Source organism: Pseudomonas lalkuanensis (assembly GCF_008807375.1).
In the GTDB taxonomy this organism is placed as follows: Bacteria; Pseudomonadota; Gammaproteobacteria; order Pseudomonadales; family Pseudomonadaceae; genus Metapseudomonas; species Metapseudomonas lalkuanensis.
In genome coordinates this window covers 4,083,056-4,100,744 of the sequence record NZ_CP043311.1, presented here as the reverse complement: position 1 = coordinate 4,100,744, position 17,689 = coordinate 4,083,056, and the positions used below count along the sequence as shown (strand labels likewise).

The following is a 17,689-nucleotide window of genomic DNA, read 5'->3' as shown; positions in this document are numbered from 1 at the left end:
CTTCTGGTTCCCCTCTCCCGTTAACGGGAGAGGGGAGGTGAAAGCCCCTCTCCCACCACGAATAGGAGAGGGGAAGACGGCAATCAATCCAGCAGCGAAATGGCGGTCGGAGCGTCGGCGCCGTTCTGTGCCAGTTCCTCGAACTCGTTGATGGCGTTGATCTCGGTACCCATGGAGATGTTGGTGACACGCTCCAGGATGATCTCGACCACGACGGGTACGCGGAACTCTTCCATGAGCTGCTTGGCCTTGGCGAAGGCGGCTTGCAGGTCGTTCGCGTCGAATACGCGAATCGCCTTGCAACCCAGGCCCTCGACCACCGCGACGTGGTCCACGCCGTAGCCGTTGAGTTCCGGTGCGTTGATGTTCTCGAACGACAGCTGCACGCAGTAGTCGATCTCGAAGCCGCGCTGTGCCTGGCGGATCAGGCCCAGGTAGGAGTTGTTCACCAGCACGTGGATGTAGGGCAGGTTGAACTGCGCGCCCACGGCCAGCTCTTCGATCATGAACTGGAAGTCATAGTCGCCGGACAGCGCCACGACCGGACGGGTCGGATCGGCCTTGACCACGCCGAGCGCTGCCGGAACGGTCCAGCCCAGCGGGCCCGCCTGGCCACAGTTGATCCAGTGGCGCGGCTTGTAGACGTGCAGGAACTGGGCGCCGGCGATCTGCGACAGACCGATGGTGCTGACGTAGCAGGTGTCCTTGCCGAAGAACTCGTTCATCTCTTCGTACACGCGCTGCGGCTTGACCGGCACGTTGTCGAAGTGCGTCTTGCGCTGGAGGGTGCGCTTGCGCTCACGGCAGGATTCGACCCAGGCGCTGCGGTCCTTCAGCTTGCCGGCGGCTTTCCACTCGCGGGCGACTTCCAGGAAGGCGTCCAGGGCGGAACCGGCGTCGGAAACGATACCCAGGTCCGGGGTGAACACGCGGCCGATCTGCGTGGGCTCGATGTCCACGTGAATGAAGCGGCGGCCCTGGGTGTAGACGTCGACGGAACCGGTGTGGCGGTTGGCCCAGCGGTTGCCGATGCCGAATACCAGGTCGGATTCCAGCATGGTGGCGTTGCCGTAACGGTGCGAGGTCTGCAGACCGCACATGCCAGCCATCAGCGGGTGGTCGTCAGGGATGGTGCCCCAGCCCATCAGGGTCGGGATGACCGGAACGCCGGTCAGCTCTGCGAACTCAACCAGCTTGGCGGAAGCGTCGGCGTTGATGACGCCGCCACCGGAGACGATCAGCGGACGGTCGGCGTCGTTCAGCATGGCCAGGGCCTTTTCGGCCTGGACGCGGCTGGCGGACGGCTTCTGTACCGGCAGCGGCTGGTAGGCGTCGATGTCGAATTCGATCTCGGCCATTTGCACGTCGAACGGCAGGTCGATCAGCACGGGGCCCGGACGGCCGCTGCGCATTTCATAGAAAGCCTTCTGGAAGGCATAGGGCACCTGGCCCGGTTCCAGAACGGTAGTGGCCCACTTGGTGACCGGCTTGACGATGCTGGTGATATCCACGGCCTGGAAGTCTTCCTTGTGCAGGCGTGCACGCGGAGCCTGGCCGGTGATGCAGAGGATCGGGATGGAGTCGGCGGAAGCCGAGTACAGGCCGGTGACCATGTCGGTGCCGGCGGGGCCGGAGGTGCCGATGCAGACGCCGATGTTGCCCGGATTGGTGCGGGTGTAACCCTCGGCCATGTGCGAGGCGCCTTCGACGTGACGGGCCAGTACATGGTCAATGCCGCCGATCTTGTTCAGGGCCGCGTACAGCGGGTTGATGGCGGCGCCGGGGATGCCGAACGCGGTGTCGATGCCTTCGCGGCGCATCACCAGGACGGCAGCCTCGATTGCTCTCATTTTGGCCATGTTTTGTGCCTCTTTCTTGTGAAAATTGTATACAAGCTACGTGGCTGGATTCTATTCATCGTCTGACTGAAGGGTCAAGGCCATTTGTGAGGCTAAAGGTCGCAGGGTGTCGACTCTTTTAAAACGCCCGTTTCATGGGGCTCTCCAGCGATAGTCAGAACGCTGACGGCAATACTGTATACAAAAAATAATCTGATTGTATCTATATGTTGATTTTTTTGTGTTCGGTGGGATAGTGAGCTACAGCTTTCGGATGCGTCGCAGGACGGGCTGGAAAATGCCCGCGTGGACCCAGGAGTACGCCAGCCCTGGCCCGGACGACGCCGCACAAGGTTCAACCACTCATGAGGAACGCTTGAAAATGACCACTCTGACCCTGGAAACCGCTGTGAGCATTTCCAACCACGCCCTGGCCGTTGGTCGGGAGCTGCGCACGGCGCCGCTGACCATCGCCGTGCTGGATGCCGGCGGACACCTGATCGCCCTGCAGCGCCAGGACGGCGCCAGCATGCTTCGTCCGCAGATCGCCATCGGCAAAGCCTGGGGCGCGGTGGCACTGGGCAAGGGCTCGCGCCTGATCGCGGCAGATGCGCAACAGCGCCCGGCTTTCATCGGTGCGGTAAACAACCTGGCCGACGGCAACCTGGTACCGGCGCCGGGCGGTGTGCTCATTCGCGATGCGCAGGGTGCGGTGATCGGCGCCATCGGCATCAGCGGCGATACCTCGGATATCGACGAGCAGTGCGCAGTCAGCGCGGTGGAAGCTGCCGGCCTGAAGGCGGACGCCGGCGCGGCCTGACCGTTGATGTGGGCTGCTGCGCAGCCCTCAGCGAGTGAATTCGCCCCCGCAGGGTTTGTGCCAGCCGGCACTGGTCCTGCGGGGGCGAAATTTTTGGGCGTGATATGGCGACTGTGGCTGGAAGGGGTTGCGCTTCTGTAGGGATGAATTCATTCGCCAAGCAGCCCGAAGGGCTGCCAAGGGCGCGGTGACGGAAGCGCTAGGGTGCGAGATTTCAGGCGCTCTGCGCCGAAACCTTTTCTTCCACTTCGCAGCCCTTGATCACCAGGCGGATGATGGTTTCCGCGGCGGCGTCATAGTCGGCGTCGCTGAGGCTGGACTTGCCGGTGACGGTGGAGATCTGCCAGTCGAAGTCAGCGTAGGTCTGGGTGGCGGCCCAGATGCTGAACAGCAGGTGATGGGGGTCGACCCGGGCCATCAGGCCCTGGTCGATCCAGCCCTGGATGCACTCGATGTTGTGCTTGGCCTGCAGGTTGAGGTGCTCGGTCTGTTCCCGGGAGAGGTGTGGGGCGCCGTGCATGATCTCGCTGGCGAACACCTTGGAGGCATGGGGCAGGTCACGGGATATACGGATCTTCGAGCGGATATAGGCGGTGAGCACCTCAAAGGGGTGGCCGGCCTGGTTGAAGGGCGCGGACGCCTGCAACAGGGGCTCGACGATGCTCTCGAGGACCTCGCGGTAGAGGTTCTCTTTCGACTTGAAGTAGTAGTAGACGTTGGGCTTGGGCAGGCCGGCCTTGGCCGCGATGTCGCTCGTCTTGGTGGCGGCGAACCCTTTTTCGGCGAATTCCTCGCTGGCCGCGCGCAGGATGAGGTCTCTGTTGCGCTCGCGAATGCTACTCACATCGGCTCCTTGTCTGGCTCGCCCGGGCGCCAGGAAGGCCGGCCGGCGAGAGGTCGGGCATGTTATCACCCGCTTTGCAGGGCTCTCAAGCGAGCCACTGGATGAATTTCCTGTATACAAAAAGTTTTGATTCTGTTTCCATTCGGCATCCGTCCATGTCATCGGAGTCCTGTCCGGTGCGTGTTGCGGCAGACGTCACCCATGCAAGACAACCACTTGCTCGATCCCTTCGGGCGTCGAATTTCCTACCTGCGCCTCTCGGTCACTGACCGCTGCGACTTCCGTTGCACCTACTGCATGAGCGAAGACATGGTCTTCGCACCCCGGGCGCAGATCCTCAGCCTCGAAGAACTCTACGCAGTCGCTGATGCCTTCATCGGCCTCGGCGTGAAGCGCATCCGCATCACCGGCGGCGAGCCGTTGGTGCGCAAGGGGCTGAGCTCGCTGCTGATGCGCCTGGGCGCCCGTCAGGAACTGGAAGACCTGGCCATCACCAGCAACGGTTCCCAGCTCGGTCACATGGCCGCCGACCTGCGCAAGGCCGGGGTCACCCGCCTGAACATCAGCCTCGATTCCCTGCAGCGCGAGCGTTTCGCCGCCTTCACCCGTCGCGATCGTCTCGACCAGGTGCTGGCCGGCATCGACGCCGCGCGCGCCGCCGGCTTTCGCCGGATCAAGCTGAACACTGTGGTACAGAAGGGCCGCAATGATGACGAAGTACAGGACCTCGTCGCCTTCGCGGTGGAGCGTGGGCTGGATATCAGCTTCATCGAGGAAATGCCCCTCGGCAGCGTCTCCAGCCACGAGCGCAAGGTCACCCTCTGTACCTCGGAAGAGGTGCGCGAGCGAGTGGAGCAGCGCTTCCAGCTATTGCCCAGCAGCTACCGCACCGGCGGGCCGTCGCGCTACTACCAGGTGGTCGGCAGCGAGACCCAGGTCGGCTTCATCTCGCCCCATAGCCGCAACTTCTGCGGCGACTGCAACCGGGTGCGCGTCACCGCCGAAGGCAAGCTGGTGCTCTGCCTCGGCCATGAAGGCGCGCTGGACCTCAAGGCGCTGATCCGTCGTCACCCCGGCGATGGCGAGCGGCTGCGCGTGGCGTTGATCGATGCGCTCAGGCTCAAGCCCGAGCGGCACCATTTCGAAGCGGATTCCCAGGTCCAGGTTGTTCGCTTCATGAGCATGACCGGCGGCTGATCGAGCTCCTTGGATTAGCCCTGGCTGCGTTACGTCATCTCGCCGTAGGAGGCCTGCTGTCTTCGATGACGTGCCTTGCCATGGCGTCCCCAAGGACCCCGATTCCTTTCTGAATATTGAAGACAAGATCGCTTTCGAGGCGAAGGAGAACACGCATGGGCAAGACGCTACTGGTAAAGAACGCCGACCTGTTGGTCACCATGGACGGCCAGCGCCGGGAGATCCGGCAGGGCGGGATGTTCATCGAGGACAACCGCATCGTGCAGGTCGGACCGAGCAGCGAGCTGCCGCAGAGTGCCGACGAAGTGCTGGACATGAAGGGCAAGATCGTCATTCCCGGCCTGGTCAACACCCACCACCACATGTACCAGAGCCTTACCCGCGTCGTGCCGGCGGCCCAGGACGGCGAGCTGTTCAACTGGCTCACCAACCTGTACCCGATCTGGGCGCGCCTGACCCCGGAGATGATCGGCGTTTCCACCCAGACCGCGATGGCGGAACTGATCCTTTCCGGCTGCACCACCTCCAGCGACCACCTCTACATCTACCCCAACGGCTGCAAGCTGGATGACAGCATCCACGCTGCCGGCGAAATCGGCATGCGCTTCCACGCCGCGCGCGGCAGCATGAGCGTCGGCCGCAGCCAGGGCGGCCTGCCGCCGGATTCGGTGGTGGAGAAGGAAGCCGACATCCTCAAGGAATCCCAGCGCCTGATCGAGGATTACCACGACGCCTCCCACGGTTCGATGCTGCGTGTGGTGGTGGCGCCGTGCTCGCCGTTCTCGGTGAGCCGCGACCTGATGCGCGAAGCCGCGGTACTGGCTCGTCAGTACGGGGTTTCCCTGCACACCCACCTGGCCGAGAACGTCAACGACATCGCCTACAGCCGCGAGAAGTTCGGCATGACTCCGGCCGAATACGCCGAAGACCTGGGCTGGGTCGGCCACGACGTCTGGCACGCCCACTGCGTGCAGCTGGACGAACACGGCATCGAACTGTTCGCCCGTACCGGCACCGGCGTTGCCCATTGCCCCTGCTCGAACATGCGCCTGGCATCCGGCATCGCCCCGGTTCGCCGCATGCGCGATGCCGGCGTGCCAGTGGGGCTGGGTGTGGACGGTTCGGCCTCCAACGACGGCGCCAGCATGATCGGCGAGGTGCGCCAGGCGCTGCTGCTGCAGCGTGTGGGCTTCGGTCCGGATGCCATGACCGCCCGCGAGGCCCTGGAAATCGCCACCCTGGGCGGTGCCAAGGTTCTCAATCGCGACGACATCGGCGCCCTGGCACCGGGCATGGTTGCGGACTTCGTGGCCTTCGACCTCAATCACGTCGCCTATGCCGGTGCCCTGCATGACCCGCTGGCGGCGCTGGTGTTCTGCACCCCGACCCACGTTTCCACCAGCGTGATCAACGGCAAGGTGGTGGTGCGTGACGGCCATCTGGTCACCGTGGACCTGCCGCGTGTACTGGAGCGCCACAACCAGCTGGCGCACCAATTGGTGTCTGGCGAGTAGTTCGCCACCGGGAGCGGGGTGATCCCGCTCCTGTCTTTCCCGCCCAAGAAGAACAAGGAGGAGGTCATGAAACCTCGGGTTTTCGGCTGGCTGGCTGCCGGCCTTCTGTCCGCCAATGGTGCCCTGGCGCAGACCTATGTGATCGGTGTGGAGAAGCAGGCCTTCCAGCCGCACTACTGGGTCAGCGACCAGGGGGAATACCAGGGCTTCGCCCGCGATCTGCTGGACCTGTTCGCCCGCGACGCCGGCCTGGATATGCATTACCAGACGTTGCCGGTCAATCAGCTCACCCAGCACTTGCTCAACGGCAGCATCGATTTCAAATACCCGGACAATCCCAACTGGGCGGGTGACCTGAAGGGCGGCAAGGACATCACCTACAGCCTGCCGGTGGTGGAATACGTAGATGGGGTGCTGGTAGCGCCCAAGCGGCAGGGGCAGGGCGTCGACAGCCTGGCCAGGCTGGCAGTGGTGGACGGCTGGACGCCCTGGAGCTACCAGGAGCGCATCGACGCTGGTCAGACCGAGGTGGTGCACAGCGGCGATCTCGGCCAGATGATCAAGCAGGCGATGAAGCAGCAGGCCGACGGCGCTTACTACAACGTGGTGGTCGCCACTTACTACCTCGACAACATCCGTGCCCGCCCCGGTGCGCTGGTGTTCGATCCGAAGCTCCCGCACACCCGCGGCACATTCAATCTCTCCAGCCTCAAGCACCCCGAGTTGATCAAACGCTTCGACCGCTTCCTTGCGGATCACCGCCAGGAGGTGGAAGCGCTCAAGGCGCGCTACCAGGTCGAGGCCAACCTGGACTCCGAATACCTCGGAATGGAGCAGTGGAAGGTCGACTTCCTCAAGCGCCAGAAGGAGAAGGCCAAGCCCTGACTTGCATCGTCTGCGCTCCCGTTCCAGAGCCATTCAGCGGGAATCAGTTGGGACCCCATTCGGCGGTTTGTACACAATCCTGAAATAAATTGTTGTTTGTGATGTTCGCAGCGTGTATATAATCCAGAAAAACCTGACTCAAAGATCAGCTTTTTCTGATGAGTAACTACATGGGGTGTTCATCGCCACCCTGTAAGCCCACGACCGACAAAAACAATAGGCAGGCTTTACCCATGAGTTCATCCGACACCTTCGGGGTTCGCTCCGAACTCCGTCACGGCCGGCAAGGCCGTCAACGGCCGAGGCACCGCCTCATCGCCGTTCACCAGTCCCTATCCACGCGCATGTCCGGTATCGCTACTGCGACGCTGCCCGCAGCAGGTCGGTCGGGAAGTTCCGGCCAGCCGCTGAGCGATACACGTGCCGAAGAACTCGTCTTCCTGGCCTCGGTGAACGAGGTTCAGCAGTACCCCCTGGATGCAGCCGAACAGCGCAATGCTGAAGACAGCCCGTCCGGTATCGCCCGCCACTGCAGCCTCGGCCTCACCGGCTGACGCCTGGCGCGCGCAACTCCCTCCGATCCCGAACCCGCCTGCAGCCTGCCCTGATCAAGGGCGGGTCTCGGGCGGGTGCGGGGCGGAAAAACTGAAACCCACTACCACTACAACAAGGGAAAAACCATGAATGCCAAGTATCTGCCGCACTGCCTCGCCCTCACGACCGGATTGCTCGGAGGCGGCCAGGCCATCGCCGGTGACCTGCTGTTCTGGCAGAACAACAGCCTGACCTACCTCTACGGCCAGGACTTCAAGGTCAATCCGGAGATCCAGCAGACCGTGACCTTCGAGCACGCGGATGGCTGGAAGTACGGCGATAACTTCTTCTTCCTGGACAAGATCTTCTACAACGGCGACAAGGACGCGCAGGTCGGTGACAACACCTACTACGGCGAATTCCAGCCGCGTCTGTCCTTCGGCAAGATCTTCGACCAGAAGATCCAGTTCGGCCCGGTGACCGACGTGCTGTTGGCCATGACCTACGAGTTCGGTGAAGGCGACGTCGAGTCCTACCTGATCGGCCCGGGCTTCGACCTGGCCGTTCCCGGCTTCGACTACTTCCAGGTCAACTTCTACAACCGCCAGACCGACGGTAGCCGTCCGGGCGACGACGTCTGGCAGATCACTCCGGTGTGGAGTTACACCATTCCGGTGGGCAACTCCGACATCCTGATCGATGGCTTCATGGACTGGGTCGTGGACAACGACGAGAACGACCGCGGCACCTACCACGCCAACCTGCACTTCAACCCGCAGGTGAAGTACGACCTGGGCAAGGCCATGGGTTGGGGCGAGAAGCAGCTCTACGTCGGTTTCGAGTACGACTACTGGAAGGACAAGTACGGTATCGACAGCGAGAGCTTCCTGGGCGACGAGATCCTCGATGGCACCGACCAGAACACCGCCAGCCTGCTGGTCAAGGTGCACTTCTGATCCATCGGGAAAAAGGACCGGGGGAAGGCGCACCACGCCTTCCCCCGGTTGAAAGGGGAGGAGAGCCATCCATGGCACCAGCCGATCGCTGCGGTGTGGAAGTGAATTCATTCGCGATGCGGGCTTGCGGATTTCCCGGTGTACCAGACCGGGCGCCGCTGCACGGCCACTCGCGAATCAATTCGCCCTCACGGCGACTGGCCTCCCTCCGGGTCGCAAAGGGGATTGAACGCCTTTCGGCGGGACTCGGTTCAGAAGGTGAATTCCAGGTTCACCGTCGGCGTCGAGGTGCGGCTGCCACGGCCGCCGTCGACGCCGAACTTGTTGTGCCAGTACTCGTAGCCGACGCCCAGCCAGAGGTTCGGCTTGCGCTTGGCGCCGGGCAGCGTGGCGACCATCAAGGAAGTCCGCATCAGGGTTTCCGGCGCGGTGTCCTTGTCGAAGTAGTCCTCGCCCTTTTCCCCCACGTAGTTGACGAAACCCTGGAACTTGGCGTCGCGATCGCCCAGCTGGAAGGGCTTCAGCCAGGTCAGGTTGACCATGTAGGTCGCGTCGAAGGTGTGGTCCGGGTGCTTGGCGCTGGGGATGCCCGAGTGGTTCTTCTCGCGGTAGTACATCAGGCTCAGGTCGAGCACGGCGGCCCCGTTGAACTTGAGGGTCGGGCCGAAAACCACGGCGCGCTTCTTGGCCGAGGCCAGGTTGTTGTTACGGTTGGCGTCGAAGCCCAGGGTGAAGGCGTAGTCCTTGATCAGGCCGGTGCCCAGGGGCTGGTCGAATACCCGCGAGGCGTAAAGCTGGTGCCGGTAGACCGCGTAGACCTCGCTACCGCCGTGATCGGTGCCCTTGCGTGGGTCGCGGCTGTCGGAGAGGAATACGTCCAGGTTGAAGAAGTTGCTGCCGTACCGGTAACCGTCGGCGTGGGTGAAGCTGTAAATCCGCTTGGAGAACTTGTCCGGATTGTTCGGGTTGGTGAACTGTTGGCCGTAACGGAAGCCGACGCTGTTGCTCGTCCACTCGAAGAACCTGCCGTCTTCAGCAGCGAAGCTGGTCGGGGTGGTGGCGACCAGGACGGCGCCAAGCGCCAGGGCGGGATAGCGAAGCATTCAATGACTCCTTCTTGTTGTTGTACTGCCGAAATCGTGGGTGAACGCCTCCTGAACGGCCTTGCGCAGATGCGGGCCGGTACCAGGAAAGTGCTTAAAAGAGCCCACCGGGTAGACGGGCTGTGGAGTTCCAGCCGCGCCTCATGGGCACGGCTGGATGGGAGCACATAGGGTTAGTGGGCGGTGCAGTGCCGGCTGCGTTCCTTCTCGCCCAGGATGTTGAACAGCAGGTTCAGGGTGAGGGCGCTGACAGTGGCCATGGCGATGCCGCTATGGGTGATCGGCTCCATCCAGTGGGGCAGCTGGGCGAAGAGCTCGGGGCGCACCACCGGCGCCATGCCCATTCCCATGCTGACGGCTACCAGCAACTGATTACGACGGTCGCTGATATCCGCTTCGTGAAGGATCTTGATGCCGGTGGCGGCCACCATGCCGAACATCGCCAGACCCGCACCACCGAGCACCGCCGGCGGAATCGACGCGACCAGGAAAGCGGCTTTGGGCAGCAGGCTCAGGCCGATCAGGAAGGCACCTGCGGCGACCGTCACATAGCGGCTGCGTACACCGGTCATCTGCACCAGGCCGATGTTCTGGGCGAAGGACGAATGGGTGAAGGTGTTGAAGAAACCCGCCAGGAAGGAGGCGCCGGCATCGCACATCAAGCCGCGGCGCAGCGCGTTGGGACAGACCTCGCGGCCGGTGATCTTGCCCAGGGCCAGGAACATGCCGGTGGACTCGACGAAGATGATCACCACCACCAGGCACATCGACAGCACCGAGGCCAGCTCGAACTTCGGCATGCCGAAGTGCAGAGGCTCCACCATCTGGAACCAGGGGGTCTCGTCCAGGCCATTGAGGTCGACCATCCCGCAGGCGCCGGCCAGGGCGTAACCCAGGGCCATGCCAATCAGTACCGAGACGTTCACCCAGAAACCCTTGAGGAAGCGGTTCACCAGCAGGATGGTGCCCAGTACCAGGGCGGCGATGGACAGGTATTCCAGGCCACCGAAGTGGCTGGCCTGGTTACCGCCGCCGGCCCAGTTGACCGCAACCGGGAAGAGGGTGAGACCGATGGAGGTGATTACCGTGCCGGTCACCAACGGCGGGAAGAAGCGCACGATGCGCGACATGAAGGGGGCGATCAGCAGGCCGAAGAAACCGGCGGCGATGGTGGCGCCGAAGATGCCCTGGATACCGACGCCGGGCATTCCGGCCATCACCACCATGCTGCCCACGGCGGCGAAGCTCGCGCCCATCATCACCGGCATGCGGATGCCCACCGGACCGATGCCGATGGATTGGACGATGGTGGCGATGCCGGCGACCAGCAGGTCGGCGTTGATCAGGAAGGCGATTTCTTCACGGGACAGACCGGCGGCCTGGCCGACGATCAGGGGTACGGCAACGGCGCCACCGTACATCAGCAGGACATGCTGGAAACCGACAAGCAGCAATTGCATCAGGGGCAGGCGCTGGTCAGCGGGCGAAAGGGCGATTTCTCGCTCTGTCGTTGGGGTCATGCAACACCTCGGGCGCTTTTGTTCTTGTAAGTCGCTTGGCAATGCCGCACCTCGTGGGTGCGGCTTGCCGGGTATTCATGTTGCTGGCCGGGTGGGGGCTCCCGGCGGGGGACTGCGGGTACTGCTGGAAGAAAAAGAAGCCCGCCTGGGGGCAGGCTTCAAAGCAGGCGGTGCTTGGGGCCACCGCCTGCCGTGGTCGTTGGGGGAGCCGATGTTGCAGGTCCCCCTGATGCTCAGTTGGTCTTGGCGCCCTGGGCGATCCAGCGGCCGATCAGGTCACGCTCTTCCTGGGTCATCTGAGTGATGTTGCCCAGCGGCATGATCTGGCTGGCGACTGCCTGGGCCTGGATCTTCGGTGCGAGCATCTGGATCTGCTGCGGGGTGTCGAGCATCACGCCGCCCGGAGCCGAAGTGAACATCGGGCTGGTGGGCTTGGCGGAATGGCAGACAGCGCAGCGCTCCTGGATCACGCTGTGGACCTTGCCGAAGTCAGTGCCGGTGGCGCTGGCCTGCGCCGGGGCGGCGGACTCAGCCGGTGCGGCAGCCTGGGGCTGGCTCTCGCCGGCCGGGGTGGCGGCGCTGCTGGCGGCGGGAGCGGCTTGCTCCTGGTGGGCGGGTTCCACGGCTACGCTCGGTTCGGCGGACTTGTAGTTCGGCGCGGTGACGAACGCCAGGCAGATCATGCCCAGGGCGCCGGCCGGCAGGGTCCAGGCGAACTTGTTGCTGTCGTGACGGGTGTTGAAGTAGTGGCGCACCAGTACCGCGAGTACCGCAATCCCGGCCAGGATCAGCCAGTTGTACTGGCTGCCGTAGGTGCTCGGGAAGTGGTTGCTGATCATGATGAACAGCACCGGCAGGGTGAAGTAGTTGTTGTGGCGCGAACGCAGCAGGCCCTTGGCCGGCAGGACCGGGTCCGGGGTGCGGTTTTCTTCGATGGCTTTAACCAGCGCGCGCTGAGCCGGCATGATGATGCGGAACACGTTGCCGACCATGATGGTGCCGATCAGGGCGCCGACATGGATGTAGGAACCACGACCGCTGAACACATGGGTGAAGCCCCAGGCAGCACCGACGATCAGTACGAACAGCACCAGGCCGAGCAGTGCGGGGGTCTTGCCCAGTGGCGAGTCGCAGAGGAAGTCATAGATGAACCAGCCTGCGACCAGCGAGCCGATGCCGATGGCGACAGCGGCAGCCGGAGCGATGTCCACGCCGGGCGCGATCAGGTACAGGGTCGGGTTCAGGTAGAACACCACGGTCAGCAGGGCGACGCCCGACAACCAGGTGAAATAGGCTTCCCATTTGAACCAGTGCAGGTTGTCCGGCATTTTCGGCGGGGCGAGCTTGTATTTCTCCAGGTGGTAGATACCGCCACCGTGGATGGCCCAGAGGTCACCCGACAGCCCGTCGCGCGGGTTGGCGCGATTGAGGTTGTTCTCCAGCCAGACGAAATAGAAGGATGCGCCGATCCAGGCGATACCGGTGATCATGTGAATCCAGCGAATGCTCAGGTTCAGCCATTCGGTCAGATGTGCTTCCACAGTTGTTACCTCTTTCCCGCCGACCGGCACGCCGATCGTTGGGCTTCTCTTATTAGTGGTGGGGGTCGAGGAGCAGTTGCTCGTCCTCAGTGAAGTAATGCTCGTCGCAGTTGTTGCCAGAACCACTGCGATCAACCACCAGGAAGTCATCCCGCTTTTCGATCGTCAGCACCGGGTGGTGCCAGACGCCGCGATGGTAATTAACGCCCTGCCTGCCATTGGATAGGAAGGCACGGACCAGGCCCGGTACAGGTACATCGCCAATTGGCGCGACCACGACCAGAAAGGAGTTGCCGAGCAGCGGAATGAAAGCCTGGCTGCCCTGCGGATGTCGTTCCAGCATGCGGATGCGCAATGGCATCTCGAGGGATTCGGCGCTGAAGATGCTGATGATCGCCTTGTCGTCGGGCTGGGCGGTCTCGACCGTGGCCAGCTTGTGATAACGGCGGGTGGAGCCGTTGTTGATCATGAAGTACTCGCTGCCGTCGGTTTCGATCACATCTCCGAAGGGGGCGAAGGCTTCTTTGGTCAGGGGCTCGATCTTCAGGGTTCGCATGGCTGTTCTACTTGTTCGTTGCTGGTTCCCATCCCACAAGCGGGGAGGGGGCTGGTGGGGAGAGTGGTATTTCCATCCTCCCCCCTGGCTCTCCGATTCGCTGGAGAGCCGATGGGCGGGCCTTGGCCCGCCCGGTCTCGAATAGGGGCGGTGCGGCTGCGGCTTACATCTGCTGCAGACGGAACAGCGCGATCTTGTTGATCTCGGCCAGCGCCCTGGAGAACTCGGCTTCGGGGGAGTTGTGGATCCGCTCCTCGAAGGCCGCCAGGATCTGGTGCCGGTTGCTGCCTTTCACCGCCATGATGAAAGGAAACCCGAACTTGGCCTTGTAGGCGTCGTTCAGCTCGGTGAAGCGTGCGAACTCTTCAGCCGTGCATTCGTGGATACCGGCACCGGCCTGTTCGCTGGTGCTGGCTTCGGTCAGCTCGCCACGGACGGCTGCCTTGCCGGCCAGGTCCGGGTGAGCGTTGATCAGTGCCAGCTGGGCTTCATGGCTGGCACTGAGCAGCAGGTCGGCCATGCGCTGGTGCAGGCCGTCGATTTCGTCGACGCGGTCGTCCTGGCCCAGGTCGAAGGCCTTCTCGGCAACCCAGGGCGAATGCTCGTAGATGTCGGCGAACGCTTCGACGAAGGCTTCGCGGGACAGGGTGGACGGAGTCAGGGTCTGGAAGCGGCTCATTTGGCTTGCTCTTTGAACGGGTGGGTGGCGTGCCAGTGGCGGGCAATGTCGGCGCGGCGGGCGAACCAGACTTTCTCATGGCCCTTCACGTACTCGATGAAGCGCGCCAGGGAGGCGAGGCGAGCCGGACGACCCAGCAGGCGGCAGTGCATGCCGATGGACAGCATCTTCGGCGCGCCGGCGCTGCCCTCCGCGTAGAGCACGTCGAAGGCGTCCTTGAGGTACTCGAAGAAGTCGTCGCCCTTGTTGAAGCCCTGCACCTGGGTGAAACGCATGTCGTTGGTGTCCAGGGTATAGGGGATGACCAGGTGCGGCTTCTCGGCGGTGCTGGCCGGGTCCCAGTAGGGCAGGTCGTCGTCGTAGGTGTCGGAGTCATAGAGGAAGCCGCCTTCCTCCATCACCAGGCGACGGGTGTTCGGACCGGTACGGCCGGTGTACCAGCCCACCGGGCGCTCGCCGGTCAGTTCGGTGAGGATGCGGATGGCTTCGAGCATGTGCTCGCGCTCCTGGGCCTCGTCCATGTACTGGTAGTCGATCCAGCGGTAGCCGTGGCTGCAGATCTCGTGGCCAGCTTCGACCATGGCGCGGATCACGTCGGGGTGCCGCTGGGCGGCCATGGCGACGGCGAAGATGGTCAGGGGGATGTCGTGCTGCTTGAACAGGTTCAGCAGGCGCCAGACACCTGCGCGGCTGCCGTACTCGTAGAGGGATTCCATGCTCATGTTGCGCACGCCCTGCAGCGGCTGGGCGGCCACCATCTCGGACAGGAAGGCTTCGGATTCCTTGTCGCCGTGGAGCACGTTGCGCTCGCCGCCTTCCTCGTAGTTGAGGACAAAGGACAGGGCGATGCGGGACTCACCCGGCCAGTGCGGGTGGGGAGGATTGTTGCCGTAACCGATCAGGTCGCGTGGGTACTCGGCGCTCACTGCAGTCTTCCTTCTTGTCTGTTGGGCGATCAGCGACAGCCTGGAGAGTGGTGCGCGACCGGGGATGGGGTGATTGTATACAAACTGTCGCTCGTTTTGTAAATCAAATCTTTGTCGAAATCGTTATTCCGCGTTCGGTCGACGGACCTGCCCATCTGGTCAGGTCTGCGCGGCAGAAGGCCCGAGGGCTGGACAATGTGCGCAGATCAGGATGGAGCCAGTTGTCGCAAAGGCTCAGCAGGATAGGATGTTGAGATTGTGTACAATTTTTTGTGTTTATGTCTTACATTCCGTCGGGCACATGTTATTCTGCGCTCCGTACCGGGGCTTCGACCCCACCCACACACCGATATGAACAAGCAGAGGAGGTGTGGCGTTCCTGCCTTGGCCACCCATTGGCCCGGTAGACGCCCAGCGAGCAATGGGACGTTTGACCACGCATGTACTGGATGCCGCCCACGGCTGCCCTGGCCGTGACATCAAGATCGAGCTCTATCGCGTAGAAGGCGCGGGCCTGGAGCTGGTCGCCACCGCCACCACCAACGACGACGGCCGCTGCGATGCGCCCGTGCTGCAAGGTGCCGACTACCAGAGCGGCGTCTACCAGATCCACTTCCACGCCGGCGACTACTACCGCGCCCGTGGCGTGAAGCTCGCCGAACCCGCTTTCCTCGATGTGGTCGTGCTGCGCTTCGGCATCTCCGCCGAGCAGGATCACTACCACGTGCCGCTGCTGATCTCCCCCTACAGCTATTCCACTTATCGCGGCAGCTAGTACCGAATACTCGTTACCCTCGACTCACTGGAGTCTTTTACGGCCCGTCCACACTGCGGGCCTTTTTTTCGCCCGCAGAAAAGTGCCTGTCCGAAAAAAGAAGCCCGGCGCAAGGCCGGGCTGAAACGCATCACGGGGAGATGCGCAAGGGAGTTCGGAAATCGACAACACAAAGTCTGTACGCCAGCCCAAGGGGCTGCGCTGATGCGTGGGTCGATGTCGGGTTAGGGAGGAGTCTAGGCGGCATTCGCAATTTCGCTGGCCGACGGTCGGAAATCGTTTCGGTCTGTCGCTGTCGGGCAACGGGGCGGATCTGCGCCGAAGGGTGGCTCAAGCGCAGGGGCCAGGAGAGGGGCGGGTAGCCTTTGCCATGACCATTGACCCGTGCCCATGTCTTCCGGCTGGACAGGTTCGCACCGATTGTGGGAATGGTCCCCCGCGCCTTACCGGGTCTCCGGTGTGCACGGCTCACCCTGTCGGCTCGATTTCATCCTGCTAGTGAGTGCATCCCAATCGTCGCGGGAAGAGCCAGGACCACAGCTGCAAATGAAAAGGCCCTGGCGCGAAGCGGCAGGGCCCGGTGTAGCGCGACCTGCGATTACAGGAAGATGAACTTGGCCACGAAGATGGCGCAGAGGGCGTACAGGCTCACCGAGACATCCTTGTACTTGCCGGTGAAGGCCTTCATGGCGACGTAGGTCACGAAGCCCAGGGCGATACCGTCGGCGACCGAGAAGGTCAGCGGCATCATGATGACAGTGACGATGGCCGGGATGGTTTCGGTGTGTTCCTTCCAGTCGATGTGGGCCATGCCACCCATCATCAGCATCGCAACGTAGATCAGCGCGCCGGCAGTGGCGTAGGCAGGGATCATGCCGGCCAGCGGGGCGAAGAACATCGCGGCGATGAACAGGATGCCCACGGTCACCGCGGTCAGGCCGGTGCGGCCGCCAGCGGCAACGCCCGCAGCACTTTCCACGTAGCTGGTGACCGGCGGTACGCCGAGCACGCCACCGAACACGCTGGAGGCGCTGTCCGCTTTCATGGCCCTGGACAGGTTCTCGATACGGCCGTCTTCCTGGACCAGGTTGGCGCGCTGGGCTACGCCCATCAGGGTGCCGGCGGTGTCGAACATGTGCACGAAGAGGAAGGCGAGGATCACGCTCACCATGGTCACGTTGAACGCGCCGGTGATGTCCATGGCCATGAAGGTCGGCGCCAGGCTCGGGGGCATGGAGAACACGCCGCCGAATTTGACGATGCCCAGGCCAACACCGATCAGGGTAACGGTGAGGATGCTGATCAGGATGCCACCGAAGATGCGGCGGTATTCCAGTACCGCGATCATCAGGAAGCAGATGGCGGCCAGCAGCGGGCCGGGGGAGGTCAGGTCACCGATGTGCACCAGGGTGGCCGGATGGGCAACCACGATGCCGGCGGTCTTCAGGCCGATCAGCCCGAGGAACAGGCCGACACCCGCGCCCATGGCGAAGCGCAGACTGCTCGGGATGCTGTTGAGCAACCACTCACGGATGCGCGAGAAGGTCAGGATCATGAACAGCACGCCGGAGAGGAACACCGCGCCGAGCGCGATCTGCCAGCTGTAGCCCATGGTGTTGACCACGGTGTAGGTGAAGAAGGCGTTCAGGCCCATGCCCGGGGCGAGGCCCACCGGCCAGTTGGCGTAGAGGCCCATGAGCAGGCAGCCGAAGGCTGCGGCAAGGCAGGTGGCAACGAAGGCCGCGCCATGATCGATCCCGGCATCGGCCATGATGTTGGGGTTGACGAAAATGATGTAGGCCATGGTGATGAAGGTGGTGAGGCCTGCAGCCAGTTCAGTCTTCACGGTGGTGCCGTGCAGGCTGAGCTTGAAGAGACGTTCAAGCAGTCCCTTGGCGGGCGGCGTAGCGACGTACGTTCCTTGTTCTTGTTGTTTGATGCTTTCCACAGCGTGGTACTCCTCATCTCTTTTGTTTTGTTCACCCAGAGCCGGGAGCTGGC

General features: G+C 63.0%; 16 protein-coding genes. 7 read left to right on the top strand and 9 right to left on the bottom strand.

The features are described 5' to 3' along the window. Positions 1 to 83 precede the first annotated feature (83 nt). Complete coding sequence (gene gcl, locus FXN65_RS19120; RefSeq protein ID WP_151135335.1) at positions 84 to 1,859, bottom strand: glyoxylate carboligase; 1,776 nt, start codon at positions 1,857 to 1,859, stop codon at positions 84 to 86. Between the two features lie 361 nt (positions 1,860 to 2,220). Between gcl and FXN65_RS19115 the strand changes: the two genes are divergently transcribed. After that, entirely contained in the window at positions 2,221 to 2,658 is a 438-nt protein-coding gene (locus FXN65_RS19115) for a GlcG/HbpS family heme-binding protein (protein WP_151135333.1), read from the top strand. A 214-nt stretch (positions 2,659 to 2,872) separates the two neighbouring features. Here the strand turns inward: FXN65_RS19115 and FXN65_RS19110 are convergent, their stop codons facing one another. Beyond that, positions 2,873 to 3,502, bottom strand: a complete 630-nt coding sequence (locus FXN65_RS19110) for a TetR/AcrR family transcriptional regulator (RefSeq protein WP_151135331.1) — start codon at positions 3,500 to 3,502, stop codon at positions 2,873 to 2,875. A 201-nt stretch (positions 3,503 to 3,703) separates the two neighbouring features. Here FXN65_RS19110 and moaA point away from each other — a divergent pair, with 201 nt between their 5' ends. The 5 genes from moaA to FXN65_RS19085 all read left to right on the top strand — a co-directional run bounded on the left by moaA (position 3,704) and on the right by FXN65_RS19085 (position 8,588). Continuing rightward, positions 3,704 to 4,699: a GTP 3',8-cyclase MoaA gene (gene moaA, locus FXN65_RS19105; RefSeq protein ID WP_151135329.1), complete on the top strand. Its 996-nt coding sequence runs from the start codon at positions 3,704 to 3,706 to the stop codon at positions 4,697 to 4,699. Between the two features lie 155 nt (positions 4,700 to 4,854). Next, entirely contained in the window at positions 4,855 to 6,213 is a 1,359-nt protein-coding gene (locus FXN65_RS19100) for an 8-oxoguanine deaminase (protein WP_151135327.1), read from the top strand. 66 nt (positions 6,214 to 6,279) lie between these two features. Further along, on the top strand, positions 6,280 to 7,098 hold the full coding sequence (locus FXN65_RS19095; RefSeq protein ID WP_151135325.1) for a substrate-binding periplasmic protein: 819 nt from the start codon (positions 6,280 to 6,282) through the stop codon (positions 7,096 to 7,098). A 233-nt stretch (positions 7,099 to 7,331) separates the two neighbouring features. Then, on the top strand, positions 7,332 to 7,652 hold the full coding sequence (locus FXN65_RS19090; protein WP_151135323.1) for a hypothetical protein: 321 nt from the start codon (positions 7,332 to 7,334) through the stop codon (positions 7,650 to 7,652). 126 nt (positions 7,653 to 7,778) lie between these two features. Continuing rightward, entirely contained in the window at positions 7,779 to 8,588 is an 810-nt protein-coding gene (locus FXN65_RS19085; RefSeq protein ID WP_151135321.1) for an outer membrane protein OmpK, read from the top strand. Positions 8,589 to 8,839: 251 nt separating this feature from the next. Here the strand turns inward: FXN65_RS19085 and FXN65_RS19080 are convergent, their stop codons facing one another. The 6 genes from FXN65_RS19080 to puuE form a co-directional block, all read right to left on the bottom strand. Beyond that, positions 8,840 to 9,691 carry a nucleoside-binding protein gene (locus FXN65_RS19080; RefSeq protein ID WP_151135319.1) on the bottom strand — a complete coding sequence of 284 codons (852 nt, stop codon included), beginning with the start codon at positions 9,689 to 9,691 and terminating at the stop codon, positions 8,840 to 8,842. 173 nt (positions 9,692 to 9,864) lie between these two features. Further along, positions 9,865 to 11,211 (bottom strand): nucleobase:cation symporter-2 family protein, encoded by a 1,347-nt coding sequence (locus FXN65_RS19075; protein WP_151135316.1) that lies wholly within the window; start codon positions 11,209 to 11,211, stop codon positions 9,865 to 9,867. 233 nt (positions 11,212 to 11,444) lie between these two features. Continuing rightward, positions 11,445 to 12,752 carry a urate hydroxylase PuuD gene (locus tag FXN65_RS19070; RefSeq protein ID WP_151135314.1) on the bottom strand — a complete coding sequence of 436 codons (1,308 nt, stop codon included), beginning with the start codon at positions 12,750 to 12,752 and terminating at the stop codon, positions 11,445 to 11,447. Between the two features lie 52 nt (positions 12,753 to 12,804). After that, positions 12,805 to 13,308, bottom strand: a complete 504-nt coding sequence (locus FXN65_RS19065; RefSeq protein ID WP_151135312.1) for an ureidoglycolate lyase — start codon at positions 13,306 to 13,308, stop codon at positions 12,805 to 12,807. A gap of 163 nt (positions 13,309 to 13,471) precedes the next feature. Next, positions 13,472 to 13,987, bottom strand: a complete 516-nt coding sequence (gene uraD / locus FXN65_RS19060) for a 2-oxo-4-hydroxy-4-carboxy-5-ureidoimidazoline decarboxylase (protein ID WP_151135310.1) — start codon at positions 13,985 to 13,987, stop codon at positions 13,472 to 13,474. Next, a complete protein-coding gene (gene puuE, locus FXN65_RS19055; protein ID WP_151135308.1) occupies positions 13,984 to 14,913 on the bottom strand; it encodes an allantoinase PuuE in 930 nt (309 codons plus the stop codon). Before puuE ends, uraD begins: the two co-directional genes overlap by 4 nt. 421 nt (positions 14,914 to 15,334) lie before the next feature. Here puuE and uraH point away from each other — a divergent pair, with 421 nt between their 5' ends. Continuing rightward, on the top strand, positions 15,335 to 15,688 hold the full coding sequence (gene uraH, locus FXN65_RS19050) for a hydroxyisourate hydrolase (RefSeq protein WP_151135306.1): 354 nt from the start codon (positions 15,335 to 15,337) through the stop codon (positions 15,686 to 15,688). Positions 15,689 to 16,286: 598 nt separating this feature from the next. Here the strand turns inward: uraH and FXN65_RS19045 are convergent. After that, positions 16,287 to 17,636 (bottom strand): NCS2 family permease, encoded by a 1,350-nt coding sequence (locus tag FXN65_RS19045; protein ID WP_151135304.1) that lies wholly within the window; start codon positions 17,634 to 17,636, stop codon positions 16,287 to 16,289. Between the last annotated feature and the right edge of the window lie 53 nt (positions 17,637 to 17,689).